This window comes from Streptomyces sp. NPDC059897 (assembly GCF_042730865.1).
GTDB lineage: Bacteria > Actinomycetota > Actinomycetes > Streptomycetales > Streptomycetaceae > Streptomyces.
In genome coordinates this window covers 110,590-136,007 of the sequence record NZ_JBHWKQ010000011.1, presented here as the reverse complement: position 1 = coordinate 136,007, position 25,418 = coordinate 110,590, and the positions used below count along the sequence as shown (strand labels likewise).

At 70.3% G+C, this 25,418-nt stretch carries 20 protein-coding genes and 3 tRNA genes; 10 read left to right on the top strand and 13 right to left on the bottom strand.

The window, feature by feature from the left end; genetic code table 11:
- The first annotated feature begins 16 nt into the window (after positions 1–16).
- A complete protein-coding gene (locus ACFV9W_RS15180) occupies positions 17–1,021 on the top strand; it encodes a glycoside hydrolase family 6 protein (RefSeq protein WP_385760164.1) in 1,005 nt (334 codons plus the stop codon).
- Positions 1,022–1,076: 55 nt separating this feature from the next.
- On the opposite strand, the gene ACFV9W_RS15175 is transcribed toward ACFV9W_RS15180, so the two are convergent.
- The 3 genes from ACFV9W_RS15175 to ACFV9W_RS15165 form a co-directional block, all read right to left on the bottom strand.
- Positions 1,077–3,014, bottom strand: a complete 1,938-nt coding sequence (locus ACFV9W_RS15175) for a galactose oxidase-like domain-containing protein (RefSeq protein WP_385760162.1) — start codon at positions 3,012–3,014, stop codon at positions 1,077–1,079.
- Positions 3,011–4,981 (bottom strand): glycosyltransferase family 2 protein, encoded by a 1,971-nt coding sequence (locus ACFV9W_RS15170; RefSeq protein WP_385760160.1) that lies wholly within the window; start codon positions 4,979–4,981, stop codon positions 3,011–3,013. Before ACFV9W_RS15170 ends, ACFV9W_RS15175 begins: the two co-directional genes overlap by 4 nt.
- Before the next feature lie 719 nt (positions 4,982–5,700).
- Positions 5,701–5,774 (bottom strand) — tRNA-Lys (locus ACFV9W_RS15165).
- A gap of 234 nt (positions 5,775–6,008) precedes the next feature.
- Here ACFV9W_RS15165 and ACFV9W_RS15160 point away from each other — a divergent pair.
- The 5 genes from ACFV9W_RS15160 (at position 6,009) to ACFV9W_RS15140 (ending at position 11,124) form a co-directional block, all read left to right on the top strand.
- Positions 6,009–7,295, top strand: a complete 1,287-nt coding sequence (locus ACFV9W_RS15160) for a peptidoglycan-binding protein (RefSeq protein WP_385760391.1) — start codon at positions 6,009–6,011, stop codon at positions 7,293–7,295.
- A gap of 20 nt (positions 7,296–7,315) precedes the next feature.
- Positions 7,316–8,422 carry an SPFH domain-containing protein gene (locus ACFV9W_RS15155; RefSeq protein ID WP_385760157.1) on the top strand — a complete coding sequence of 369 codons (1,107 nt, stop codon included), beginning with the start codon at positions 7,316–7,318 and terminating at the stop codon, positions 8,420–8,422.
- A 179-nt stretch (positions 8,423–8,601) separates the two neighbouring features.
- Positions 8,602–9,213 (top strand): lytic polysaccharide monooxygenase, encoded by a 612-nt coding sequence (locus ACFV9W_RS15150; protein WP_385760155.1) that lies wholly within the window; start codon positions 8,602–8,604, stop codon positions 9,211–9,213.
- Positions 9,214–9,316: 103 nt separating this feature from the next.
- On the top strand, positions 9,317–10,987 hold the full coding sequence (locus ACFV9W_RS15145) for an AMP-binding protein (RefSeq protein WP_385760152.1): 1,671 nt from the start codon (positions 9,317–9,319) through the stop codon (positions 10,985–10,987).
- Positions 10,988–11,050: 63 nt separating this feature from the next.
- A tRNA-Lys gene (locus ACFV9W_RS15140) sits at positions 11,051–11,124 on the top strand.
- A gap of 362 nt (positions 11,125–11,486) precedes the next feature.
- On the opposite strand, the gene ACFV9W_RS15135 is transcribed toward ACFV9W_RS15140, so the two are convergent.
- From ACFV9W_RS15135 to ACFV9W_RS15110, 6 genes are all read right to left on the bottom strand, one after another.
- Complete coding sequence (locus ACFV9W_RS15135) at positions 11,487–12,257, bottom strand: IclR family transcriptional regulator (RefSeq protein WP_385760150.1); 771 nt, start codon at positions 12,255–12,257, stop codon at positions 11,487–11,489.
- Positions 12,258–12,432: 175 nt separating this feature from the next.
- The gene (gene ehuA / locus ACFV9W_RS15130; RefSeq protein ID WP_385760148.1) at positions 12,433–13,248 is read right to left on the bottom strand and encodes an ectoine/hydroxyectoine ABC transporter ATP-binding protein EhuA; all 816 of its coding nucleotides are present in this window, start codon (positions 13,246–13,248) and stop codon (positions 12,433–12,435) included.
- Positions 13,238–13,885 carry an ectoine/hydroxyectoine ABC transporter permease subunit EhuD gene (ehuD, locus tag ACFV9W_RS15125; protein WP_385760145.1) on the bottom strand — a complete coding sequence of 216 codons (648 nt, stop codon included), beginning with the start codon at positions 13,883–13,885 and terminating at the stop codon, positions 13,238–13,240. The genes ehuA and ehuD overlap by 11 nt, the downstream gene beginning before the upstream one ends.
- Entirely contained in the window at positions 13,882–14,625 is a 744-nt protein-coding gene (gene ehuC, locus ACFV9W_RS15120) for an ectoine/hydroxyectoine ABC transporter permease subunit EhuC (protein ID WP_385760142.1), read from the bottom strand. Before ehuC ends, ehuD begins: the two co-directional genes overlap by 4 nt.
- Entirely contained in the window at positions 14,622–15,554 is a 933-nt protein-coding gene (gene ehuB, locus ACFV9W_RS15115; RefSeq protein WP_385760139.1) for an ectoine/hydroxyectoine ABC transporter substrate-binding protein EhuB, read from the bottom strand. Before ehuB ends, ehuC begins: the two co-directional genes overlap by 4 nt.
- 99 nt (positions 15,555–15,653) lie before the next feature.
- Positions 15,654–17,069, bottom strand: coding sequence for an amidase (locus ACFV9W_RS15110; RefSeq protein ID WP_385760137.1), 1,416 nt, complete (start codon positions 17,067–17,069; stop codon positions 15,654–15,656).
- 344 nt (positions 17,070–17,413) lie between these two features.
- On the opposite strand from ACFV9W_RS15110, the gene ACFV9W_RS15105 reads away from it, so the two are divergent.
- From ACFV9W_RS15105 to ACFV9W_RS15095, 3 genes are all read left to right on the top strand, one after another.
- A complete protein-coding gene (locus ACFV9W_RS15105; protein WP_385760134.1) occupies positions 17,414–18,238 on the top strand; it encodes an aspartate/glutamate racemase family protein in 825 nt (274 codons plus the stop codon).
- A gap of 3 nt (positions 18,239–18,241) precedes the next feature.
- Positions 18,242–18,973, top strand: coding sequence for a decarboxylase (locus ACFV9W_RS15100; RefSeq protein WP_385760131.1), 732 nt, complete (start codon positions 18,242–18,244; stop codon positions 18,971–18,973).
- Positions 18,974–19,116: 143 nt separating this feature from the next.
- Positions 19,117–20,196 carry an LLM class flavin-dependent oxidoreductase gene (locus ACFV9W_RS15095; RefSeq protein WP_385760128.1) on the top strand — a complete coding sequence of 360 codons (1,080 nt, stop codon included), beginning with the start codon at positions 19,117–19,119 and terminating at the stop codon, positions 20,194–20,196.
- 28 nt (positions 20,197–20,224) lie between these two features.
- On the opposite strand, the gene ACFV9W_RS15090 is transcribed toward ACFV9W_RS15095, so the two are convergent.
- Positions 20,225–22,093, bottom strand: coding sequence for a putative bifunctional diguanylate cyclase/phosphodiesterase (locus ACFV9W_RS15090; RefSeq protein WP_385760125.1), 1,869 nt, complete (start codon positions 22,091–22,093; stop codon positions 20,225–20,227).
- A gap of 336 nt (positions 22,094–22,429) precedes the next feature.
- Between ACFV9W_RS15090 and ACFV9W_RS15085 the strand changes: the two genes are divergently transcribed.
- The gene (locus ACFV9W_RS15085) at positions 22,430–23,689 is read left to right on the top strand and encodes a M6 family metalloprotease domain-containing protein (RefSeq protein WP_385760388.1); all 1,260 of its coding nucleotides are present in this window, start codon (positions 22,430–22,432) and stop codon (positions 23,687–23,689) included.
- 518 nt (positions 23,690–24,207) lie between these two features.
- On the opposite strand, the gene ACFV9W_RS15080 is transcribed toward ACFV9W_RS15085, so the two are convergent.
- The 3 genes from ACFV9W_RS15080 to ACFV9W_RS15070 form a co-directional block, all read right to left on the bottom strand.
- Positions 24,208–24,281: transfer RNA gene (locus tag ACFV9W_RS15080), tRNA-Lys, on the bottom strand.
- Positions 24,272–24,913: a bifunctional DNA primase/polymerase gene (locus ACFV9W_RS15075; RefSeq protein WP_385760122.1), complete on the bottom strand. Its 642-nt coding sequence runs from the start codon at positions 24,911–24,913 to the stop codon at positions 24,272–24,274. The genes ACFV9W_RS15080 and ACFV9W_RS15075 overlap by 10 nt, the downstream gene beginning before the upstream one ends.
- 144 nt (positions 24,914–25,057) lie before the next feature.
- A complete protein-coding gene (locus tag ACFV9W_RS15070) occupies positions 25,058–25,408 on the bottom strand; it encodes a hypothetical protein (RefSeq protein WP_385760120.1) in 351 nt (116 codons plus the stop codon).
- Positions 25,409–25,418: the final 10 nt, after the last annotated feature.

Below are 25,418 nucleotides of genomic sequence, written 5' to 3'. Positions count from 1 at the left end.
ACCCAAGGGGGAGTGGATGTACCGGAAATTGAGGGCTGGGGCGGTCGTCGTGGGGGCGGCGCTGCTCATGTCCGCCTGTTCCTCCGGCGGCGGGGACAACAACGAGGGGGGCGGGGCCACGGACCCCGTGAAGCAACAGCCCAAGGGCGCCGACCCGTTCTGGGTCAACCCCGACAGCAAGGCCGCGAAGGCCGCGTCGGCCCTCGCGAAGGACGGCAAGGACGCAGAGGCCGCGAAGGTCCGCAGGATCGCCGAACAGCCCAGCGGTGAATGGCTGTTGCCGGAGAACGCACGGGAACAGGCGCGCGGCTTCACCGAGGCTGCCCAGAAGGCGGACCGGGACGCGCTGCTCGTCGTCTACAACATTCCGCACCGCGACTGCGGCCAGTACTCGGGCGGCGGCGCGGCGGACGGGAACGCGTACCGGGAGTTCATCGACCAGGTCGCCGCGGGCATCGGGGACCGGCCGGCGACGGTGATCCTGGAGCCCGACGCGGTGCAGCACATGGTGGACAACTGCACGCCGGAGCAGTTCCACGAGGAGCGCTACGACCTGCTCAAGGGCGCCATCGCGAAGCTCAAGTCCCTGAAGAACACGACGGTCTACCTCGACGCGGGCAACGCGGGCTGGGGCAAGCCCGACCAGATCTACGAGCCGCTGAAGTGGTCCGGCATCGACCAGGCCGACGGCTTCTCGGTCAACGTGTCGAACTTCTACACCACCGACGAGTCCGTCAAGTACGGCAAGGAGCTGTCGGCGAAGGTCGGCAACAAGCCGTTCGTGGTCGACACGAGCCGCAACGGCAACGGGCCGTACACGGGCGGCGCCGCCGACGAGCGCTGGTGCAACCCGCCGGGCCGCGCCCTCGGCGAGAATCCGACCACCAAGACCGGCGACCCGCAGGTGAAGGCCTACCTCTGGGTCAAGCGCCCCGGCGAGTCCGACGGCACGTGCAAGGGCGGCCCGAAGGCGGGCGAGTGGTGGGGCGAGTACGCCATGAAGCTGGCGGACGCCAAGTAACGCACGAGGGCGGGAGGTTCCCCTCCCGCCCTCTCACGTGTCGCGTGCCGCTCGCCTACGGCACGTGCACCCACTGCGCCTTGCTGGGCGTCCCCTCGTCATCCGTCACGAACAGCATGTACCAGCCCGACTCCACCAGCGACCGGCTCTTCGGCACGGACACCGTCACCGAGCCGGCCGACTTCTTCAGGTCGAGCGCGATGGACGTCTGATCCACGTCCGTCACATGCGTCGAGGCACTCGGCCGGATCAGCCGGGCCGTCTTGATGGACGACGCGTGATCCGTCTTGTACGTCGCCGAGCCGCCGCGCCGGATCGTCTTCTCGCCGCCCTCCAGGGACGGCCGCGAGTCCCGGTACAGATACGGCGGCGTGTACATCTCGATGCGCTGCTCGAACGTGCCCGGCTTGGTGTTGGCCTTGTCGGCGTAGAGCGAGTCCGAGCCGAAGAACAGCACCCGTCCGTCGGGCAGCAGCAGCGAGCCCGAGTGGTAGTTGCGCCCCACGTGCGGGTCGGCGACCCGCTTGAACGCGTTCTTCTTCGTGTCGTAGAGCCGCGCCTCGAGGATGTTCGAGTCGCCGCGCCCCCGGTAGTCCTCCGAGCCGCCGGAGACCAGGATCGAGTCGTCCGGCAGGACCGAGGCCTGCGGGTACCGGGTCCCCTTGTCGAGCTTCGGCCCGTCCACGAACTTCGGGCTGCGGTCCTCCAGGTCGACGATCCGGGTCTTCTCGCTGGAGAGCTTGGACTCGCCGACGCCGCCGCCGCCGACCACCATGTACCTCTGGTCCTGCGCGGGCGGCAGTTCGACGGTGTTCGCCGTCTCCAGCATGTTCGCGTCCGAAAGCCCCGGTATCTTCTGGAACTTATTGTTTGTCAGATCCCAGATGCCGGGCTTGCGGCCGACGTTGTCGGGGCCGTAACCGGCGTTCGCGCCCGAGTAGAAGATCTTCCCGTTCTCCATCTGGAACAGCGCGGGATACGTCGGGAACTGGCGGACGTCCTTCAGGTACGTCCACTTCTTCGTCTTCGGGTCGTACACCTCGTTCTTGCCGGGAACCAGCTGCCCGATCTCGTCGAGCCCGGACACCGAGAGGACCTTGCCGTCGGAGAGCGTGGTCAGCGTCGGGTACCAGCGCGCCTCGTTCATCGGGTCGACCTTGATGTACTTCTCGGCGACCGGGTCGAACTCGAAGCTGTCCTTGATCCCCTGGAAGTCCTTCTTGTCCAGGGCGAGCTTCTGTGCGATGCCGTACAGATTGCGCGCGTCCTGGCCGGTGAGGCCCTGCACCCGGTAGTTGTCCTGGGTGCCGGTCTCGTACTTGGATCCGGACCGCTGCGCCTCCACGTACACCCGGCCGAGGCCCGGCTCATTGCGCAGGAATCTGCCGGTCGCCTTGTCGAAGACCTTCTTGGCGCGCTCGATCGTGATGTTGTCCTTGGCGACGAACGACTTGCCGTTCTTCTTGCCGGTGAAGACCGTGCCCGCCTTGATCGTCTTGGGCGCGTCCGGGTCCTCGTTGTGCACGATCATCAGGCCGCCGGCCTTCGTGACGTCGCCCTTGAGCTTCTCGTAGCGCTTGGTGCCGCCCGCGATCAGCAGATTCCCGTTCGCCAGCTGCGTGTGTCCCGTGCAGAACAGGTCGCTCGGCGTCGGGATCTTCTTGATGGTCTTCTTCACCGGGTCGTACAGCCGGGTGTCGAACTTCTTCGCGTCGAAGTTCTTCTGGTTGTTCCCCGACCCGGCGACGAGCAGGATCTTCCCGGTGTGCAGCAGCGCCGCGTGAATCGTGTTCAGGCGCATGTCCTTGGGGAAGTCGATGACGTCCCAGTGCCCGTTCTCGGCCTTGTACTCCGGTTTGTTGATCTTGTACTCGTGATACTTGGCCGACCCGAAGCGGTACAGCCAGGGTCCGTTCATCCCGGCCAGCGCCAGGACCACCACCGTGCCGATGACTATGCGCCGGGCACGGCGGCGGCTCGCACCGTCTTTCACTTGTTGTGTCCCCCCAGGGAAATCTGCATGGTCTGTTCATTGCCCCCGTCCGCGGCCGGACCCCCGTCCCGCGGCTGGGCGGCCCAACTCGGCTTCTGCTGCGGCGCGGTGTGCGTCCGCGCGGGCGCCGGGCGCTCGGCGGGCTCCGGCTGCGCGGCCTCGGCGGGCTGCTTCTTCGGCTTCTTCTTGTCCTGGCGCAGCATGTAGCGCCACGCGAACATCGGCGCCGCGGTGATCAGCAGCGCGAAGCAGGCCCAGATGATCATCGCCGGGTGGGAGTGGCCGAAGTAGAAGCCCGCGCCGATCGAGCCGCCGAAGATGAGGATGAAGTACCAGTGGTAGCGGAAGGTCCCGAACCAGCGGTCGGGGCTCGCCGAATCGCCCTTGGGGGTCACCACGAACTTGCTCTTGCGGCGCAGCACGGCGTCGAAGAGCGCCTTCGCGTACAGCGGCGCCGACAGCGCGGACATCACCATGCCGGCCACACCGCCGGAGCCCTCCGGCTCGTGCGGCGAGACGTTGTGCCGGCGGTTCCACACGTAGAGGCCGATCTGCAGCGCCGAGGCGTTGCCGTACAGCATCAGCCAGATCGTCGGGTCGATGTTCACGCCGGAGGCGCCGAGGCCCAGGAACAGCGCACAACTCAGCGCCGCCAGGATCCAGTTCATCGCCGCCATCGGGTAGAAGATGATCATCATCGTGTAGTTGAAGAGCTTGCTCGGCGGGAGCGTGAAGAAGCCCTTCCAGTACTGCTTGAGGATCGTCTCGTACGTGCCGCGCGACCAGCGCATCTGCTGAGTGAAGAAGTCCGTCCAGGCGCTGGGGCCCTCGCCGACCGCGAGCACGTCCGGTGTGTACACGGAGCGCCACTTCTTGCCGGTGGAGGGGTTGCGGTGCCGGTGGATCTCGAAGCCGGTGGCCATGTCCTCCGTGATGGAGTCGTACAGGCCGCCGATCTGCTTGAGCGCCTTGATGCGCACGGCGTTGGACGTGCCGACGAACATGGGCGCGCCGTAGCGGTTGCCCGCGCGCTGGATCAGCGCGTGGAAGAGGAACTGCTGGGACTCGGCGGCCTTGGTGACGAAGTTGTCGTAGTTGCCGTACACCTGCGGGCCGATGACGAACCCGACGTCGGGGTCGCGGAAGAAGCCGAGCATCCGCTCCAGGTAGTTGGGCAGCGGCACGTGGTCGGTGTCGACGGAGGCGAAGAAGTCGTAGTCGTCGCCGTGCGCGTCCAGCCAGGCGTTGTAGTTGCCGTGCTTGGTCTTGGCGCGGTGCGGGCCCTTCGGCTGGTTCCACTTCGCGACGCCCTTGCGGGAGAAGTGGTGCACGCCGAGCCGCTCGCAGACCTCCTTGACCTCCGGGTCGTCGCCCTCGTCGAGCAGCCAGACGTGCAGCAGACCCCGGTGGCGCAGCTTGACCGCCGCCTCCAGGGTCTTCGTCACCATCTCCAGCGGCTCCTTGCCGGGCACGAACGAGGTGAGGAACGCGACGCGGGTGCCGGTCTCCGGGACCACCGGGATCGGGTCGCGAGCGACCAGCGTCGCGTGCGCGTTCGACAGCACGTTCATGCAGCGGAAGAACTCGATGAGCCCGATCGACACCAGCATCACCATGTCGAGCGCGGGCAGGAAGTCGTAGGCGGGATAGTCCCGTTCGGTCCAGTGCTCGGGCTGCATCAGCCAGAACAGCAGGACGAGAGAGAGCAGCGGGGCCGCGCCCAGCATCAGCGCGGCCCGCATCCTGTGCGGCTCCTGTGAGAGCAGCGATCGGTAGCGCACCTTGTACGGCTGGTTCGGATCGGGCTGGGTCAGTGGCCCGGCGAGCCGGCTGTAGTGCTCGTAGTCGTAGCGCGGCAACGATTTCCTGATGCGCCGGAAACCGCCAGTGCGGTGCGGTGGCACTCGCAACTGGGTCGTCTCGGACGGGTCGAATTCCGGCCGGGCGCCCGTCGGCGTCGACGTCATGAGTCATCCCCCCGCACGCGTCACCGCGTGGTCGTCGGTCCTGCGCCCGGGAACGGGCCCCCTGACCGTGCCCCCGGACGTATCACTGGCGGGCCACCGTCCCACCCCTACCTACATACGTAAGACTGGTAAGGCGGCCTTCCGGTTGCATGATGCCCCCCTCGACATCGGTTCATGGGCGGGGCCCCCTCCCCGCGCGCTCGGCAACCGGCTCGGGCCCGGCGTGACACGGTGCCCATTTCAACTGCCTTGTACCGTAAGCATCTTGGGAGCCAATGGCTCCATGACAGAGTGCTGTGCCCCGGTTCATGATCGCAAGGCCGATACATGGTGTTTACCGGCCTTGATGCGGGTTGCGCCGCACCCGGGTTGCGGCCGCGGGGCTCCGCCCCGGACCCCGCGGGCTCTCGTCCAAGAGCGGGGCTTGATGGTTCCAGGCGCGCCCTGACCCCGGTTCCTTCATGGGGGTGTGGGTGGCGAAGCCCCCACAACGCGCGGCGGAGCCGCGCAGAAGCGGCGATGGCGGCCCGATTCGCGCTTTCCGCGAATACAGGCCGCCACCGTCAACGTGCGCCATCAGGGACTCGAACCCCGGACACGCGGATGCTGTATTCCCCGGGGGATAACCCCCGGACCCCCAGCCGCGCTTGTCGGCGCCGGGGCAGGCCCGAGGGCACGACAAGAGCCCCCCGCTGCTGCGGAGGGCACTCGCCTTTAGGTGCGCCATCAGGGACTCGAACCCCGGACACGCGGATTAAGAGTCCGCTGCTCTAACCAACTGAGCTAATGGCGCCGGTCGACCTGCATAACTTTACCCGAGCCTCCGGGGTGCTCCTGACCACTCGACACGCCGAGGAGGTGGGTGAATTCTGGTGGTTTCCACCTTTCGGACCGTCAACATGCGATTTGTCTGGACAGTTGAGACGCTTCCTGCGTGCGGAATCGAGGCTCTTTATTCCAAAGTCCGGCACCGGAGTGTGAGGGGAATCGCATGGAGCGGATGGAGCGAGGGGACACGGCGGAGCCGATGGGCGCCCCGGTGTTCGAGGACGTCGACCCGGCCGAGGACTGCGACTGCGCGGGCTGCGCCGAGTGGCGGCGCGCGGTGCCCCACCCGGTGCGCACCAAGGTGGGCGCCCGCCACGCCCTGGTCCTCGCCGCCGCCGCGGGCACCGTCGTCGGCGGCCTCCAGACCACCCCGGCCGCCGCGGCCGAACACCACGAGGCCAGACCGCTGACCCCGCCCCCGGGCGACGCGGGCGGCACGATGCCGCAGGGCGGCAGCGGCCCGCTGCACGGAGCGCCGGCCCCGGCCGCCGGCTCCGTGTCACTGGTCAAGTCCCCGACCCTGCGCAAGACCTCCCGGGCCGCGATCCTCGACCGCGCCCGCAAGTGGGTCGACGCCAAGGTCCCGTACAACATGAACAAGTACTGGAAGGACGGCTACCGTCAGGACTGCTCCGGCTTCGTCTCCATGGCGTGGGGCCTGCCGGGCAACGAGTGGACGGGCAGCCTCGCCCAGTACGGCACCCGGATCACCAAGGCGCAGCTGCAGCCCGGCGACATGCTGCTCTTCCACAACCCGGCCGACCCGGAGAAGGGCTCGCACGTCACGATCTTCGGAGGCTGGGCGGACGCGTCCCGCACCCGGTACATCGCGTACGAGCAGACCAGGCCCGGCACCCGGGTGCAGTCCACCCCGTACGCGTACTGGAGCCACTCGAGCAGCTACGTCGCCTACCGGTACCGGGCGGTCTCGGGCGGCAGCTCCGGGGCGGGCGCGACGACGAAGTTCCCCGGCGCCAAGTACTTCGGGCCCGGCAAGAACAACGCGTACGTGACGCGGCTCGGCAAGATGCTCGTCGAGCGGGGCGGCAAGCGGTACTACCGGGTCGGTCCTGGCCCGAAGTGGAGCGAGGCGGACCGCAGGGCCACGCGCGCGTTCCAGCGTGCGCAGGGCTGGCGCGGCGCGGCGGCGGACGGCATCCCGGGGCCCACGACCTGGTCGTACCTGTCGACGGGCCAGGGCCGGAGCATCCCGCCGGCGGGCAGCGGCGGCGCCGAGCGGACCGGCCCTTCGGCCTTCCCCGGCAAGGCGAAGTTCCGGCCGGGCGCGGAGAACTCCGATGTCACGCGGCTCGGCAAGCAGCTCGTGAAGAAAGGATTCGGCAAGTTCTACCGCACGGGCCCGGGACCGCGCTGGAGCGAGGCGGACCGGCGCAACGTCGAGGCCTTCCAGCGGGCCCAGGGCTGGCGCGGCAAGGCGGCCGACGGCTACCCCGGCCCCGAGACCTGGCGCCGGCTGTTCTCATGACGCGCAACGCGGAGGATTCCATGACCGAAACCGACGGAGGCGCGCGCGCCGCGCGGCTCATCCGCAACGAGTCCACCACCGAGATCCCGGTCCACCTCCTCTTCCGCGACGACCCGGACCCGGTGGCCGTGCCGCTGCGGCCCGCGGTCGTCACCAAGGCCCAGGTCGAGCGCGCGACCGCGGCGAACACCCGCCGGACGCCCGGACCCGCCCCGGCCAGGCCCGTACCCTCCGTCGACCCCGGCCTGGTGGAGCGGCCCGGGCGGGCGCTGCCCGGGGTCCTCGGGGTGGCCGGCGGGGCGGTGGGCGCGGCCGGGTCCGCGGCCGCGCTCGGCTGGGCGGGGGCGCTGCCCCGGATCATGACCGACCTCGCGGGCCTCGACGGATACGCGGGCGCCGGATTCGGGCCCGCGCAGTGGGCGGCGCTCGCCGGGTCGGGGGCGCTCGCCCTGTTCGGCGTCGGCGGGCTCGCGCGCGGGCGCACCGGCGGGGCCTGGGTGCTCACGCGCTTCGGCCGGTACCGGGGGAGCGTGCGCAGGGCGGGGCTGCTGTGGCTGAACCCGCTGCTCGTGCGCCGCCGGGTCGACCTGCGGCTGCGGCACTGGCGCAGCGAGCCGATGCCGGCGGTCGACACCAATGGCGAGGCGCTGCGCGTCGTCGTGCTCGTCGCCTGGCGGATCAAGGACACGGCGCGGGCGACGCTCGGCACCGAGGACCACGAGACGTATCTGCGGGAGTGCGTGGAGGCCGGGCTCGCGCGGGTGCTGTCCAGGCTGCCCGCCGTGGTCGGCGACCGGGACGCGCCCGTGCTGCGCAACGCCGAGGCCCTCGGCGATCTGCTCACCCGGCGTCTCGCGGAGGACGCGGCCCCGGTCGGCATCGAGGTGTTCTCTGCGCAGCCCACGCGCATCGAGTACGAGCCGGAGGTGGCCGCGGCGATGCGGCGCCGCCGGATCGCGGCCCTCGACGCGCGGCGCCGGGACAGCGTCCTCACCACGGTCGTGGACTCGGTGGAGGACACCGTGACGCGGCTGACCGCGCGCGGGCTCGTCGATCTCGACGACTACGAGCGCAAGTTGCTCGTGAAGGATCTGACCGTGGCGTTCTACACGGGCCGAGGGGAGTGACGCCCTGGGGGTGAGCAGGGTGAGCGGAAGGGCTCGTGCCGGGAATTGCGATTGGTCTGGACATGCTCAACTCGCGGTCCTACATTGTGCGTTGGTCTAGACCTGAACTACCTGAACCATCTGAACCATCGCTGTGCGCACAGCTTCCGGCACTCCCAACACCCCCCAGGAGCGGCAGCATGCGAAAGACCTCGAAGCGTACGAAGGCGTACGCGGCCCTGCTCGGCCTGACGACCGCGGGGGCGTTCGCGCTCTCCTCGGGCGGCGCGAGCGGCCACGGCTACACCGATCTGCCGATCAGCAGGCAGAAGCTCTGCGCCAACGGCGGCGTCAGCGGCTGCGGCAGCATCCAGTGGGAGCCGCAGAGCGTCGAGGGCCCCAAGGGCTTCCCGGCGGCCGGCCCCGCCGACGGCAAGCTCTGTTCGGCCGGGAACGGCGGCTTCAGCGCGCTCGACGCGGCGAAGCAGCCGAACGGGAACGCCTGGCCGACCACGAAGGTGACGGGCGGTCAGAGCCAGACCTTCCGCTGGCAGTTCACCGCGCGGCACTCCACCACGGACTTCCGCTACTACATCACCAAGGACGGCTGGGACCAGAGCAAGCCGCTGACCCGGTCGGCCCTGCAGACCGCGCCGTTCCTCACGGTCCCGTTCAGCGGTCAGCCGCCGGCGACGCTCTCGCACTCCGGCACGCTGCCCTCCGGGAAATCGGGCCACCACGTGATCCTCGCGGTGTGGACCGTCGCGGACACGGGGAACGCCTTCTACGCGTGCTCGGACGTCACGTTCTGATCCCATGGCCCCGGTGCGCCGCCCCACGGCGCGCCGGGGCTCCGGACGCAGGCGTCGTCCGCACCCTCCACATCTGACGGTACGTCAATTATGGTTCGCCGCCATGGGATCCATGATGACGCGCACCTTCGCGGAGCTGATCCAGGCGCGCTGGGGCGACCACAGGCCCGGGCTCGCGTACGAGGATCAGGTCCTCAGCCACCACCAGGTCGCGGCCGGGGCGGCGGCCCGCGCGGCGCTCCTCGGTGAGCTGCTGCCGCGGGCGGCGGACCCCCACATCGGCCTGCTCCTCGACAACACCCCCGAGTTCCCCCAGTGGCTGGGCGCGGCCGCGCTCTCCGGCGCCGCCGTCGCCGGCCTCAACCCGACCCGGCGCGGCGCCGAACTCGCCCGCGACATCACCCACACCGAATGCCGCGTCCTGGTCACCGAGCGGGCCCACCTCCCGCTGCTCGACGGCCTCGACCTCCCGGGCGTCCGGATCCTGGTGACCGACACCGACGCGTACGAGGAGCTGCTCACGCCGTACGAGGGCGCGAAGCCGGAGGCCGACGACCGGGTGCGCCCCGGCACCCGCATGCTGCTCTACTTCACCTCCGGGTCGACCGGGGCCCCGAAGGCGGCGCTGTGCACGCAGGGGCGGCTGGCGTCGGCCGGGCAGTCCCTGGTGGACAACTTCAAGGTCCGCCCCGACGACGTGCACTACGTCTGCATGCCCCTCTTCCACGGCAACGCGGTCATCGCGGACTGGGCGCCGGCCGTCGCGGCGGGGGCGGGGGTCGCGCTGCGCCGCCGCTTCTCGGCGTCCGGCTTCCTGGGCGACGTACGCCGATTCGGCGCGACGTACTTCACCTACGTGGGCCGGGCCGTCCAGTACATCCTGGCCACCGAGGAGCGCCCCGACGACCGCGACAACCCGCTCCGGGTCGGTTTCGGCACGGAGGCCGGGGCCGTGGACGCGGCGCGGTTCGAGGAGCGGTTCGGGGCGCGGCTCGTCGAGGGCTACGGGTCGTCGGAGGGCGGCGCCGCGGTGCAGCGGACCTCCGGCACGCCGGCGGGCGCGATCGGCCTGGCGGCCCCCGGCAGCGACCTCGCGGTCCTCGACCCGGAGACGAAGACGGAGTGCCCGCCGGCCCGCTTCGACGAGGGCGGCCGCCTCCTCAACGGCGCGGAGGCGATAGGCGAGCTGGTCAACCGCGGCCGCTCACCCTTCGAGGGCTACTGGCGCAACGACGCCGCGTACGCGGAGCGCGTCCGCGAACACGGCTGGTACTGGACCGGCGACCACTTCTACCGGGACGCCGACGGGTTCCTCTACTTCGCCGGGCGCGGCGACGACAAGATCCGCGTCGACAGCGAGAACCTCGCCCCCGCGATGATCGAGAACATCCTCGCCCGCTGGCCGGACGCGGCGGCCGTCGCGGTCTACGGGGTGCCGGACCCGGTGGCCGGCGACCAGGTGATGGCGACGCTGGCGCTCCGCCCGGGCCGCGCCTTCGACCCGGCCGCCTTCGACGCGTTCCTCCGCTCGCAGCCGGACCTCGGCACGAAGATGGCGCCCCGATTCATCCGGCTGGTGGAACGGATGCCGGTCACCGCGACGAACAAGGTGCGGCGCGGGGAGCTGCGCCGCGAGGGCTTCTGGTCCGGCGGCACCCTGTGGTGGCGCCCACCGACCGCCCCCGCCTACCGCCCCCTGACCCCCGAGGACCGCACGACCCTGACGACGGCCTACCGCACCCACGCCCGCGACCACCTCCTCACCGCCACGTGACGCCTGCGCCCCTGGTGGTCAAAAGCACCCCCTGGGGCCAGGTAGTATTTACCTCGTCAACCGGCGCCATTAGCTCAGTTGGTTAGAGCAGCGGACTCTTAATCCGCGTGTCCGGGGTTCGAGTCCCTGATGGCGCACCTAAAGGTGAGAGCCCTCCGCACCAGCGGGGGGCTCTTGTCGTTGCGGCGTCTTGCCTCGCTCAGGCCTGAGCGAGGGCGGGCAAATCGTCCCCGCTCTTGGGCGAGAGTCCGCGGGGCCCGGGCGGAGCCGGAGGCCGCCACGCCGTCGCCGATGAGCGCGGCTGGGGGTCCGGGGTTATCCCCCGGGGAATGCAGCATCCGCGTGTCCGGGGTTCGAGTCCCTGATGGCGCACAGAAGCGAAGGCCTCCCGCAGTAGCGGGGGGCCTTCGTTGTTGTTCTTGTTTTTAGCCCCTGCGGCGATTGAGCAGCGGGGTCCGGGGCGGAGCCCCGAGTCCGTAACGCCGTCGCCGGTGACCGGTCAGATCGCCATGGAAAGAAGAACCGGCGCCGCCTCCTTGTTGAGCTGTTCCGCCGCATCGTGCAGGCGATGCGCGTGCTCGACCGGAAGCGAGAGCGCCAGGCACCCGACGGCCGCGCCCGCCGTGATGGGAACGGCGGCGCACACCGTGCCCACCGCGTACTCCTGAAGATCGAGCACCGGAACCGTCGCCGGCTGCGAGGCGAGGCGGGACAGCAGCACCTTCTCGTTGGTGATCGTGCGCGACGTGAGCCGCGCCATCTTGTGCCGGGACAGATGGTCCCGCCGCCCGTTCATGTCCAGCTGGCCGAGCAGGCTCTTGCCGATCGCGCTCGCGTGCGCGGAGACGCGGAAGTCCACCCACTCGTTGACCGCGGGGGTCTCGGGCCCCGTCGCCATCTGCGTGACCCGGATCTCCCCGTCGACGTAACGGCTCATGTAGACCGCCGCGCCCACGTCGTCCCGCAGCCGGTCGAGCGTGCGCTGGAGCTTCGCGGTGAGCGCGGCCGCATGGCCGTCCGCCGCGCCGAGCCTGCTCAGGGTCTCGCCGGTGATGTACGCCCCGTCGGCGGTCTGCTGGACGTACCCCTCACGGCGCAGCATCCGCAGCAGGACCGTCAGCTGCTCGGCGGGCAGCGACGTGACGCGCGCCAGCTCCGTGTCGGTCACGCCCACGCCTCGGTGCGCGATGGTCTCCAGCACACGCAACGCGTGCTGCACCGCCTCGTGCGGCTGGTGCGGGGACGCACCCTGCTCGTGCTTCAGCGCCACGGTTCTTCCCCCTGCATGGACCGGTTCCGGACAGCTGGGCTGAAGTCCACGATAGCCGCCAACACCCCTTTCGGGGGCGCCGGTTGGGGAGATTGATGGCGCGCTCCGTGCCTCTCAGCAGGAACGCGCCACCGTGGCATATGCCAAAGTCATGCACCACTCGGTGAGCGGCTGGTCACAGGACCGCGCTCAGGAACTCCCTGGTGCGCTCGTGCTCCGGCTCCCCGAACATCTTCTCCGGCGAACCGGACTCGATGATGCGCCCCGAGTCGAACATCAGGACCTGGTCCGAGATGTCCCGGGCGAAGTTCATCTCGTGCGTCACGCACAGCATGGTGATGTCCGTGCTGTGCGCGATGTCGCGCAGGACGTCGAGGACGCCGGCCACCAGCTCCGGGTCGAGCGCCGACGTGACCTCGTCCAGGAGCAGCACCTGAGGCCGCATCGCCAGGGCGCGCGCGATCGCCACCCGCTGCTGCTGGCCGCCGGAGAGCTGGGACGGGTACGCCTCGCAGCGGTCGCCGAGGCCGACCATGTCGAGCAGCTCCTTGCCCCGCTGCTCCGCCTCGTCCTTGGACAGGCCGAGCACGTTGACCGGGGCCTCGGTGATGTTGCGCAGCACGTTCATGTTCGGGAACAGGTTGAACTGCTGGAAGACCATCCCGATGTTCTTGCGGATCTCGCGGATGTGCTTCTCGCCGGCCTGGACGAGCTTGCCGTCCTTCTGCTCGTGCGTGAGGTACTCGCCGCCGACCTTGATGGTGCCCTCGTCGGGCTTCATCAGCGTCATCAGGAGCCGCAGGATCGTGGTCTTGCCGGAACCGGACGGGCCGATCAGCGTGACGTGCTTGCCGGAGTCGACGGAGAAGTCGAGGTTGTCCAGGACGGTGTTGCTGCCGAACCGCTTGGTGACCTTGTCGAAGCGGATGAGCTCGCTGCCGTCGACGGCAGGATTGGGGATTTCCTGGGAAGTGCTGCTGTCAGCGGACAAGACGACGCTCCAAAACTCGCAGAAGAAGAGAAGCCGGGTAGGCGATGACGATGAAGGCGACACCGACGACGCTGATGGCCTCGTAGGTGAAGGTGGTCTGGCTGAAGCCCTGGGCCTCGCCCAGCATGTCCAGCGCGCCGATCGCCATGATCTGCGGCGATTCCTTCAGCATGACGATCACGTAGTTGCCGAGCGCGGGGATCACCCTGCGCACGGCCTGCGGCAGGATCACCGCGCGCCAGGTGCGGCCCTTGGGGAGGTTGAGCGCCGTGGCCGCCTCCCACTGGCCGGCGGGCACGCCGTCGATGCCGGCCCGGTAGACCTCGGACGTGTACGTCGAGTAGTGAAGGCCGAGCCCGACGATGCCGGTGACCAGCGGGGACATCGAGATGCCCCAGGAGGGAACGACGTAGAAGAGGAAGAACAGCTGCACCAGGAGCGGGGTGTTCCGGATGAACTCGGTGACCGCCGTCACCGGCCAGCTGATCCACTTCTGATCCGAGCGCTGGGCGATCGCCCACACCAGGCCCAGGGCGAAGGCGATGATCGCGCCCCAGAAGAGGGCCTGAAGCGTGACGAGTACGCCGTCCCAGAACTGCGGCATGAAGTCCGCGACGTTGGACCAGTCCCAGTTCACTTGGCACCTCCGGCACCGGTGACGGCGTCGATCGTCGACTTGGAGCGCATCCCGCCGAGGAGCACGCGCAGACCGCCCTGCTCGGGCGTCTGGCCGACACGGCTCTTGGCGTGGCGCTCAAGCAGGCGCATGAGGCGCGTGAAGATGAAGGCGAACACGAAGTACAGGACGAGCAGCAGCGTGTAGATCGGCGCGCTGTCGCCGGAGACGAGCCGCTTGAGGTTGCCCGCGAACGTCATGTCGGCCACCGCGATGAGGGACACCAGCGAGGTTCCCTTGAGCAGCTCGATCAGCAGGTTGTTGAACGGCGGGATCATCTCCGGCCAGGCCTGCGGGAGTTCGATGCGGCGCAGGCGCTGGGCGCGCGTGAAGTTGAGGGCGATGCCGGCCTCGCGCTGGGCGGGCGGCACCGCGGCGAGTGCACCGCGCACGATCTCCGAACCGTAGGCGCCGTAGGTGATGCTGAGCGCCAGAACGCCCGAGAAGAGCGGATCGAACTTGATCTGGAACAGCATCGGCACGGTGAACGCGATCCAGAACATGAAGACCAGCGACGACGTGCTGCGGAAGATCTCGAAGTACGCCCCGGACAGGAAACGCACGAACCACACATTGGACGTGCGCAGCACGCCGATGATGATCGCGACGACGAAGGCGAAGATCGCGCTGAGGACCGTGATCTCGAGCGTGATCCAGATACCCGGCAGGAACCAGTTCTCGAAGAACTTCGAGGACATCATGAGGCGGCTCCCTTGGCAGGGGGGCAGAGTTTCTCGACCGTGAGGTCGGTCATCTCCTCCTTGGTGAAGCCGAAGGGCGCCATGATGCGCAGGAGTTCACCGCTGTCCTTGAGCTTGTGCAACTCCTTGTTGAACGCGTCGCGCAGGTTCATCTCCGACTTCCGGAAGGCGAATCCGCCCGCTCCGTAGGCCGGCTTCCCGTCGACGACGGGCTGGAAGGGCGGGATGGCCTCGACCCCGCTCTTGCCCTTGATCACGGTGCGGACCGTGACGGCCGTGCCGGCGAAGGCGTCGACCCTGCCCTGGCGCACGGCGTCGAGGCCTGCCACCTGGTCGGGCAGGATCAGCATGTCCTTGATGCCGTAGGCCTTGGCGTACTCGATCTCCGCGTAGGCCGTGCCCGTCGCGAACTTCAGCTTCTTCTTCGCGACTTCCTCGTACGTCTTGATGCCGTGCGGATTTCCCTTGCGCACGATGAACGAGTCGGGCATCAGGTAGTCGGGATCGGAGAACAGCACCTGTGCGCAGCGATCCGGATTGATGTACATGCCCGCCGACACCACGTCGAACTGCTGCGCCTGGGTCAGCCCGGGAATCAGCGCGCTGAACTGCGTCGGCACCGCCTTCACCTTGGGCACACCGAGACGCGGGAAAATCACCTTGGCGATCGCCGGCGCCTCTCCGGTGACCTCGCCGTTCTCGTCGATGTATCCGAACGGGACCTCACCCGCGACGCCGATCTTGACCTCGCCCGCGTCACGCAGCCGGTCCAGCAGGTCGCCCCCTTCGACCTTCCCCTCCTCCGGTACGCGGGTACAGGCCGCGGTACCGAGCACACCCAGCGCCGCCGCCCCCGCACCGTAGAGCAGGGAGCGGCGGCGGACTGGTCTGGCGATGAATCCCTCATTGTTACCAAGTGGTGGAGCCATGGCGCGCCATTACCCGAAGCCCCGGGAGGTATGCCTATCGTTTTCGGCCCTTGATAAAGCCGAGATCTGAATTCGCGGCAATACGGCCATGTCCTAACTTCACGCGATTCCAGCGGTGTTGGGACTGGCGTGACTCGCCGTCCCGGACTCGTAGAACGCGTGCGCGGTCCGGAGTACGAGATCGTCCCTGTGGCGGGCGGCCACGAGCTGGAGGCCGACCGGAAGACCGTCCCCGTCGAGCCCCACCGGCACGGAAGCGGCGGGCTGCTGGGTCAGGTTGAAGGGGTATGTGAACGGGGTCCAGCCCGTCCATCGGCGCAGGCCGGAGCCGCGCGGCACCTCGGCCCCCGCCTCGAACGCGGTGATCGGCACGGTCGGCGTCACCAGCAGGTCGTACGTCGAGTGGAAGGCGCCCATCCGGCGCCCGAGCGCCATCCGCGCGTCGACCGCCGCCAGGTAGTCGAGCGCGCTGTACCGCGCGCCCCGCGTGCATATCTCCTGCAGCCCCGGGTCGAGCAACTGGCGCCTGGACGCCGGGAGATGCTGCACCACCCGCGCCGCGCCGCTGAACCACAGGGTGTGGAAGGCCTCGACCGGATCCGTGAAGTCCGGATCCACCTCCTCGACGTACGCGCCGAGTTCCGCCAGCCGGGTCACCGCGGCCCGCACCACCGCGGCGACGTCGGGCCGCACCGCGACCTGCCCGCCCAGCGTCGGCGAGTACGCGACCCGCAGCCCGCGCACCCCGCCGTGCAGCGCATCCTGGAAGCCGCCCGCCTGCGGGCCCGAGGCCGACCAGTCCCGCGGGTCGGGGCCCGAGATCACGTCCATCAGCAGCGCAGCGTCGGCCGCCGTACGCGCGAGCGGCCCCACGTGCGACAGCGTCCCGAACGCCGACGCCGGGTACAGCGGCACCCGCCCGTACGTCGGCTTGAGGCCGAAGATCCCGCAGAACGAGGCGGGGATCCGCACCGAACCCCCGCCGTCCGTGCCGAGCGACAGCGGCCCCGCGCCCACCGCGACCGCCGCCGCGCTGCCGCCGCTCGACCCGCCCGCCGTGCGCGAGGTGTCGTACGGATTGCGGGTCGCGCCCGACAGCGGCGAGTCGGTCACGCCCTTCCAGCCGAACTCGGGCGTCGTCGTCTTGCCGACGAGGACCGCTCCGTGCTCGCGCAGCCGGGCCACCGAAGGCGAGTCCTCGTCCCAGCCGCCCTGCTCGGGGACGGTCAGCGAACCGCGCAGCGTGGGCGCGCCCCGCTGCAGCAGGATGTCCTTCACCGACACCGGAACCCCGTCGACCAGGCCCGCCGGCTCGCCCTCGCGCCACCGCCGCGCGCTCTCCTCGGCCCGGGCGAGGGCCCCCGCCGCGTCGACCCGCACGAACGCGTTCAGCGCCGGTTCGGTTTCCTCGATCCTGGCGAGCACGGCGCGGGTCGCGTCGACCGGGCTGAACTCTCCCTTGCGATATCCCTCGATGAGGTCCTGCGCGGTCAGTCCGATCAGCTCGCCCGTCATCCGCCCTCCAGCGTCAGCGCTCGCGATACGTTGCCGGGGACCTACCCAGGAACACCTCGTCGGGCACGGACATCGCCGCGAAACCGTCCGGCAATGAAGATCCGCTCTGCTGGGGTCGAGGAGCCGGAACCGGCGGCGAACTCGTGAACACGGTAAGAATCGCGGGACCTGCCGACATGTGCGGATTGACCCCGCAGACACCGGAACCTACCGTCGACAACAGAGGTACTCCACTAGGGTTCCTGCACCTTGTTTCGCGCTGTGTCGCTGTCCCGACGTCCCGGCGGTTCGCCGGCTCAAGCACCACTCCGGCATTGATCAGACAGCTGACTTGGGGCCTGCTCATGGACGTCTCATTCCTGGGGGGACCGAAACCGCAGCGCGGTGTGGGCGTCGTCGCCCCGTTCGACTTCGCTCTCGACCGCGAGCTGTGGCGCTGGGTGCCCGACCACGTCTCCCTCCACCTCACCCGTACGCCGTTCGTGCCCGTCGAGGTCGGACTCGATCTGGCGCGCCTCGTCAGCGAGCACGAGACGCTCGGCGAGGCCGTGCGCGCGCTCGGCGCCACCGAACCGGAGGTCCTCGCGTACGCCTGCGCGTCCGGCAGCTTCGTCGGCGGGCTCGCGGGGGAGCGGGCGATGAGCGCGGCGATGCGGCGGGCCGGGGAGCTGCCCGCCGTGACCACATCGGGCGCCCTGCTCGAAGCCCTGTCCGAACTGGGCGCGCGGCGCATCGCGCTCGTCACCCCCTATACGCGCTCGGTCACCGAATCGCTGGAGGAGTATCTGGCGGAAGCCGGGATCACGGTCACCGGGCGGGCCTTCCTCGGACTGACCCGGCACATCTGGAAGGTGCCCTACCGGGACGTGGCGGCGATGGCCAGGGAAGCGGGCAGCGCCGGGGCCGACGCGCTCTTCATCAGCTGCACCAACCTGCCGACGTACGACGTCATCCCGCAGCTGGAGGCGGAGCTGCGGGTGCCGGTGATCTCGGCCAATCAAGTCACGATGTGGGCAGCCCTCGCCCGGCTGGGTACGCGTGCTGTGGGGCCGTACCAGGCGCTGCTCGATCCGGCGGCGCGGGTCTGGCCCCCGTCGGAGCTGCCGGAGGCGCTGCCCCCGGAGGAGCTGCCGAGGGAACGGCCGAAGGAACAGGAAGGGTGGGCATAGGGCATGACCTCGCTGGGATTTCTCTACCCCGGACACTCCGCGGAGGACGACTACCCGCGCATCGAGATGCTGATCGACAGCGATGTGCGGCTGCCCGTCGTCCACACCGACATCGGGGAGGACGCACACCGGGTCGACGCGCTGCTGAAGATGGGCGCGCCCGACCGGCTCGCCGCGGGCGTCGAGGAGCTGCGGCTGTCCGGCGCGGAGGCGGTGGTCTGGGCGTGCACGTCCGGCAGCTTCGTCTTCGGCTGGGACGGGGCGCACGACCAGGTCCGCAATCTCGCGATGGCGGCGGGCCTGCCCGCCTCCAGTACGTCCTTCGCGTTCGCGCACGCGCTGCGGGAGGTGCGGGCGCGCCGGGTGGCGGTCGCCGCGACGTATCCGGAGGACGTGGCCGACCATTTCGCCACGTTCCTCAAGGCGGCTGGGGCGGAGGTCCTGGCCGTCCGAGGGAGCGGGATCATCACGGCCGCCGAGGTGGGCACGTGGGGCTGGGACGAGGTGCTCGCGATGGCCCGCGCGGGTGACCATCCGGAGGCGGACGCGGTGCTTCTGCCCGATACGGCGCTGCACACCGCGGCGTACGTCCGCGACCTGGAGGCCGAGCTCGGCAAGCCGGTCCTCACGGCGAACCAGGTCACGGTCTGGGAGGCGCTGCGACTGGTCGACCGCCGGGTCAACGCGCCGGCCCTGGGCGCGCTCTTCACGAAGGAACCGGTGGTGCAGGTGTGACGTGGTTGCGGCCTCGGGGCTCCGCCCCGGACCCCGCGCCTCAATCGCCGGCGGGGCTTGATCGCGGGAATAAAGCGGAGTAGGCCTCCGTTACGTCGGGGTCGAGACACCCACCCGTAACGAACGTATTCGCAGGAGGACCCGTGATCCGCGGCGCAGCCCTCGGGACCGCACCCACCCCGCTCTCCGTCCTGGACCTGGTCACCGTGGGAGCGGGTCGCACGGCCACGCAGGCCCTGCACACCAGCGTCGACATCGCCCGCCTCGCCGAGTCCCGCGGCTACCACCGCTACTGGGTCGCCGAGCACCACTCGATGCCCGGCGTCGCCTCCAGCAGCCCCGCCGTGATCCTGGCCCACCTGGCCGCCCACACGGACCGCATCCGCCTCGGCTCCGGCGGCGTCATGCTCCCGAACCACGCCCCGCTCGTGATCGCGGAGCAGTTCGGCACGCTGGAGGCCATGGCCCCGGGCCGCGTCGACCTCGGCCTCGGCCGCGCCCCCGGCACGGACGGCGCGACCGCCGCCGCGCTGCGCCGCACCGACCGCCTCAACGAGGGCGCCGACGACTTCCCGCAGCAGCTCGTCGAGCTCACCCGCTTCCTCGACGACGACTTCCCCGACGGCCACCCGTACTCCCGCATCCACGCGGTCCCGGGCCCGGTCCAGGCCACGTCCCCCGGCGGCGTGCAGGACCCGAACCGCCCGCCCGTCTGGCTCCTCGGCTCCTCCGGCTTCAGCGCCCGGCTCGCCGCGACCCTCGGTCTCCCGTTCGCCTTCGCGCACCACTTCTCGGCGCAGAACACGCTCCCGGCGCTCGACCTGTACCGGGAGAACTTCCGCCCGTCCGAGCTGCTGTCCGAGCCGTACGCCCTGATCGGCGTCTCCGCCCTCGCGACCGACGACGACGGCACGGAGGCCCGCCGCCAGGTGCTCGCCGCCGCCCTCAACATGGTCCGGCTGCGCACCGGCCGCCCCGGCCTCGTGCCGACGCCCGAGGAGGCGGAGGCGTACCAGTTCAACGAGATGGAGCGGGACTTCGTCCAGTCCTGGAACTCCAACGTCATCCACGGCACCCCCGACGAGGTCCGCTCCGGCCTCGACGAGCTGCAAAAGCGCACGGGCGCCGACGAGTTGATGCTCACGGCCAACGCGCACGGCGGCGACGTACGCCTGCGTTCCTACGAACTCATCGCGGACGCCTACGGGTTGCCGCGCGCCTGACGGCCGACGACCTTCCGACGGCGGCGGATCACCCGCGCTCCGCGAGGAGCCCCGAGATGCGGTCCGCCGCCACCGGCCGCGAGTAGAGCCAGCCCTGCCCGGTGTCGCAGCCGAGCCGGCGCAGCCGCTCCGCCTGCTCCGCCGTCTCCACGCACTCGGCGGTCACCGTGAGCCCGAGCCGGTGCGCCAGCTGCACGAGCGCCTCGACGATCATCGTGTCCGCCGGCTCCGTGGGCGCGTCCCCGTCCTCCCGGAACCCGCGCACGAACGCCCCGTCGAGCTTGAGCACCGACACCGGAAGGCGGCTGAGGTAGGCGAGGTTGGAGTACCCGGTGCCGAAGTCGTCGATGGCGATGCGCACGCCCATGTCGTGCAGTGCCCGCAGGGCCTGTAGCGGCCGCCCCGTCGGCCCCATCACGGCGGACTCGATCAGCTCCAACTGGAGGAGTTCCGGCGGCAGTCCGGTCTCGGTGAGGATCTGCGCGACGTCCGCCACCAGGTCCGAGTCCCACATCTGACGCACCGCCACATTCACGCTCACGAACACCGGCGGCGCCTCCCGGTGCTCCACCTGCCAGCGCCGCGCCTGCGCGCAGGCCGTCCGCAGCACCCACCGCCCCAGCTCCACGATGGAGCCGTCCTCTTCGGCCAGTCCGATGAACCGATTCGGCGTCAGCAGGCCGAACTGCGGGTGCCGCCAGCGCACCAGCGCCTCGACGCCGCGCAGCTCACCGTCCGCCATTTCCACCAACGGCTGGTACTCCAGGGCGAATTCACCCCGGTCCACCGCGGGCCGCAGGCTCGACGACAGGGCCTGGCGGGTCATCCGGTGGGCGTTGCGCTCCTGGTCGAAGAAGGTCCAGCGGGCCTTTCCGTCGGCCTTCGCCCAGTACAGCGTGGTGTCGGCCGCCTGCATCAGGGCCGTCGTGCTGGTGCCCGTGACCTGCCGCTCGACCACGCCGATCGAGGCGGACACCGACACCTCGTGTCCTGCCAGGTCGAAGGGCTCGCGCAGCGCGTCGAGCACCGTCCGGGCGAGCTCGGCCAGCTGCTCCGTGCCGGTGGAGTCCTCGACGAGCAGCGCGAACTCGTCGCCCCCGAGCCGGGCCACGAGCGGGGCGCCCGTGGCGCTCTGCGCGCGGTCCGCGCAGTGCGTGAGCCGCTCGGCGACGGCGAGGAGCAGCCGGTCGCCGACGGGGTGCCCGAGCGAGTCGTTGACCGCCTTGAACCCGTCGAGGTCGAGCAGGCAGAGCCCCACCCGCCCGGTCGCGCCCGTGCTCTCGTACGCCCCCGCCTCCAGGGCGGCGGAGACGCGCTCGAAGAACAGCGCGCGATTGGGCAGCCGGGTCAGCGGATCGTGCAGCTCCAGGTGGTGCAGCCGGTCCTGGAGCCCGCGGTGCGCGGTGATGTCGCCGAGCGAGAGCAGCACGGCCTCCGCGTCCGGAAGCGGCGACACCGTGACGCGCAGCCACACCGACTGGCCCGAGGGGTGCTTGAGGCGGCGGGTGCGGCTGAGCCGGGCCTGACGGCCGCGCAGGATCTCCTGGTAGGCGTCCGCCGTGCGCGGGTCCGAGCGCAGGTCGAGCAGTTCGTCGGCGGCGTGGCCGACGAGTTCGCCCGCGGTCTCCCCGCCGAGCAGAGCACGGGCGGCGTCGTTCGCGCCGACGATCACGCCGTCGCGGTCCACGACAGCCATGGCCAGCGGCGAGGTCGCGAACGCCGGCCGGTAGAGGGTCTGGGCCTGGGCCTGGGGCTGGGCCTGGTGCTGGGGCTGGGTCTGGGGCTGGGTCTTGGCGGACGGGGGTCGCGAAGCCGACCGCAAATCATCACTCTCCGTGATCTGGCCGGGCGAGGCCACCCGGCGCGCGGTCGTGGGCCCTTCGGGCTGTGCGCTCACCGCTCGCTCCCGTGGTGCGTCGGATGGTTGCGTGGTCTGCTGCGGCCGGGTCCCGGCAGGAAAGTGTGCCGATCATAGAGGCAGGTCGGACGGCCTATCCAGCCTGGAATGCGGTGTGCACGGGTTCCGGGCCGCCGGACCCCGTCCCGGTAGATCGTTTCTGCCCGGTGCTGCCACACCTTCTGTCGTGACCAGATCGCGGGCGATCGACTGTGACGTTCCGTGATCGGACGGAGTGTCGTCCGGTCACTCATCCGGGCCAGATAAACAGGGCAAAGCCATATAAACACCAACACTCTGGGTTGGGTGCCCAGCATTCCCGTCCCGGAGGTCGACTTGCCGCGTCCGCAGCCACTCGGGGGAGTGGACAAGCCACGCCCGCGCGCCCTCGCGGCGGCGCTCACCGCCTTCGCCGCCGTGGCCGCCATGGGGCTCGTCGCGGGGCCGGCCGCGGCCGTGCCGTTCGCGGGGCCCTGCGCACTGGAGCGCACCCCGGCGCATCACTCCGAGGGCCTGGACACCTGGAACCCGGCGTACCCGAAGCCCAAGAAGAGCCTCGACGCCGTGATGGTCTTCCTCTCGTTCCCCGACTCGCGGCCCCTGGCCACGCCCGACGAGCTGGCCGCCGACTACTTCCCGTCCACCAGTCGCTTCTTCGACCGGGCGTCGTACGGGAAGTTCTCCCTGGTGCCGCATCCGCAGCGGCAGTGGGTCGAAATGCCGCACGCCTCGACCGCGTACGCCATACAGCGCGACTGGAACGCCGCGCACCGCAGCGCGTATCTGCGGGACGCGCTCCGGGCGGCGGATCCGCACACGGACTTCAGCAAGTACGACGTCGTCTACTTCGTCGCCGACCCGGACGCGCCCGGTGTCGACTCCGACGCGACGAAGGTCGTGAACTTCGACCGGCCGATGCGCGCGGACGGCACGGACATCCGGCGCATCGTCACGGTCTTCGAGCGGCACCCGCCGGACCGCAATGTGCTCGCGCACGAGACGGGGCACGTCTTCGACCTGCCGGACCTCTACCACCGGCCCACCGACGGCAAGGGCGACTGGGACACGTACGTCGGTGACTGGGACGTCATGGGCAGCCAGTTCGGTCTCTCGCCGGATCTGTTCGGCTGGCACAAGTGGAAGCTGGGCTGGCTTGAGCGGCGGCAGGTGGCGTGTGTGAAGCGCAGTGGTGAGACCCGGTTGACCCTGGAGCAGCTGAGTACGGCGCCGCGGGGGGCGGGGGCGGCGTTCGGTACGGGTGGGGGCACCAAGCTCGCCGTCATTCGTACGGGCGTCGACAGTGCCATCGCCCTGGAGGCGCGGGGTGGCTCAGGCAACGACGCCGCGACCTGCAGCCGGGGCATCCTCGTCTACCGCGTCCGCAGCGATTCCCCGTCCGGGGGTGGACCCATGGAGGTGCTGGACGCGCATCCCCGTACGGAGGCCTGTTACGGCGAGTCCGTCTACCCACCGCTGGCCGACGCGCCCGTGGGGGCGGGGGAGACCTTCACGGTGCCGGAGGACGGCATCCGTGTGGAGGCGGAGGGCCGGACGGGTTCGGGGGCGTGGACGGTGAAGGTGACGACGGCGGACTGATCCTCGACCGGTACCGGCGTTGCGGCCACGGGGCGCTGCCCCGGACCCCGCGGGCTCTCGTCCAAAGAGCGGGGCTGAAATTGCGGAGTCGGCGTTACGGCCTGGGGGTGCTGCCCCGGCCCTCGCGGGCTCTCGTCCAAGAGCGGGCTGAAGTTGCGGCACCGGCGTTCCGGCCACGGGGCTCCGCCCCGGACCCCGCGGGCTCTCGTCCAAGAGCGGGGCTTGATGGGCCCACCCGGGCTCGCCCCCGGTTCCTTCATGGGGGTGTGGGTGGCGAAGCCCCCACAACGCGCGGCGAAGCCGCGCAGAAACGACGATGGCGGCCCGATTCGCGCTTTCCGCGAATACAGGCCGCCACCGTCAACGTGCGCCATCAGGGACTCGAACCCCGGACACGCGGATGCTGTATTCCCCGGGGGATAACCCCCGGACCCCCAGCCGCGCTTGTCGGCGACGGTGGAGCGGTCGGAGGAGACGACGAAGGCCTCCCGCCGTAGCGAGAGGCCTTGTCTGTTAGGTGCGCCATCAGGGACTCGAACCCCGGACACGCGGATTAAGAGTCCGCTGCTCTAACCAACTGAGCTAATGGCGCCGGTTGACGTCGTAGACATTAGCACCAGGATCCGTGGCAGGAAAAATCGAAATCCGCACCGCGGCCTGCGCACTCGTGCGTGCCGCCCGGACGCACGCCCAGCGCATGACCTCGGGCCCCGGCAGCCAGGGGTGCCGGGTGTCGGGGGCCACCACCCAGCGGGACTCCTGGCGCTGGTCGGGGCGGAGCGCGGCGTTGGTCGTGGGGGCCGGGCCCGTGACCGCGTCGCCGGCGCCGTGGCAGAGCAGCGGCGGCACCGAGGGGCCCCACTCCTCCCAGCGCAGGAGGGACGGCAGGCGCTGCGCCGTGCCGGGCGCGGTGAACAGGAGCATGCGGCCCCGGTGCGTGGCGACCGGTCCTGAGCCGGGGCCCTCGGACCAGAGCCGGTCTAACATCCGCCGCCCGAAGATCGAGGGAACGTTCACCACGTCGAAGACGGACCCGCAGGGGAGGACGACGGGGGCCGTGGGCCTGGCCTCCCAGTGGGAGAGCGTGGAGCGGGGGTACGCCCCGGCGGACGCGAGCCAGGCCGCGCCCTCGGGGGTGACGTCGCAGATGTCGAAGTGGTCACGCGCGCCAGGGGCCGTGGCCGACGGGGCGTGGGGGGAGTACGGAGGCGTCGCGGTGCTCATGCCTCATACATCTACAGGGGGTGACGGGGCGATTCCCAGGGGTTGCGGAAAATCGGGACAGGAGGGGGCGGGGTGGAGTATCTTGCCCCCCTGGCATATGCCAAACGATCATTTCGGCCCCCGTGCGGCCCCGGTGCGCCCCCGCTACGGCGACTGCTCCGTGGTCCCGCGCAGCAGGTCACGGCCGAACTCGACCATCTTCTTCGCGTAGTCCTCCGTCCAGTCCGCACGCTCCGCGATGTCCGCCGTCGTGAGCCGGTCGAAGCGGCGCGGGTCGGCGAGCTGGGCCGCGGCGACGGCCTGGAACTCCATCGACCGGTCCGCCGCGGAGCGGAACGCGTGCGTCAGCTCCGTCGCCCGGGTGAGCAGGTCGCGGGGGTCCTCGATGGACTCCAGGTCGAAGAAGTGCTCCGGGTCGCCGGCCGCCTCCGCGGGTTCGAAGATCAGCGGGGCCGGTCGCAGCCGGGGCTGGTGAGTACGGTCGGGCTCCGCCATGGTGCGGCCT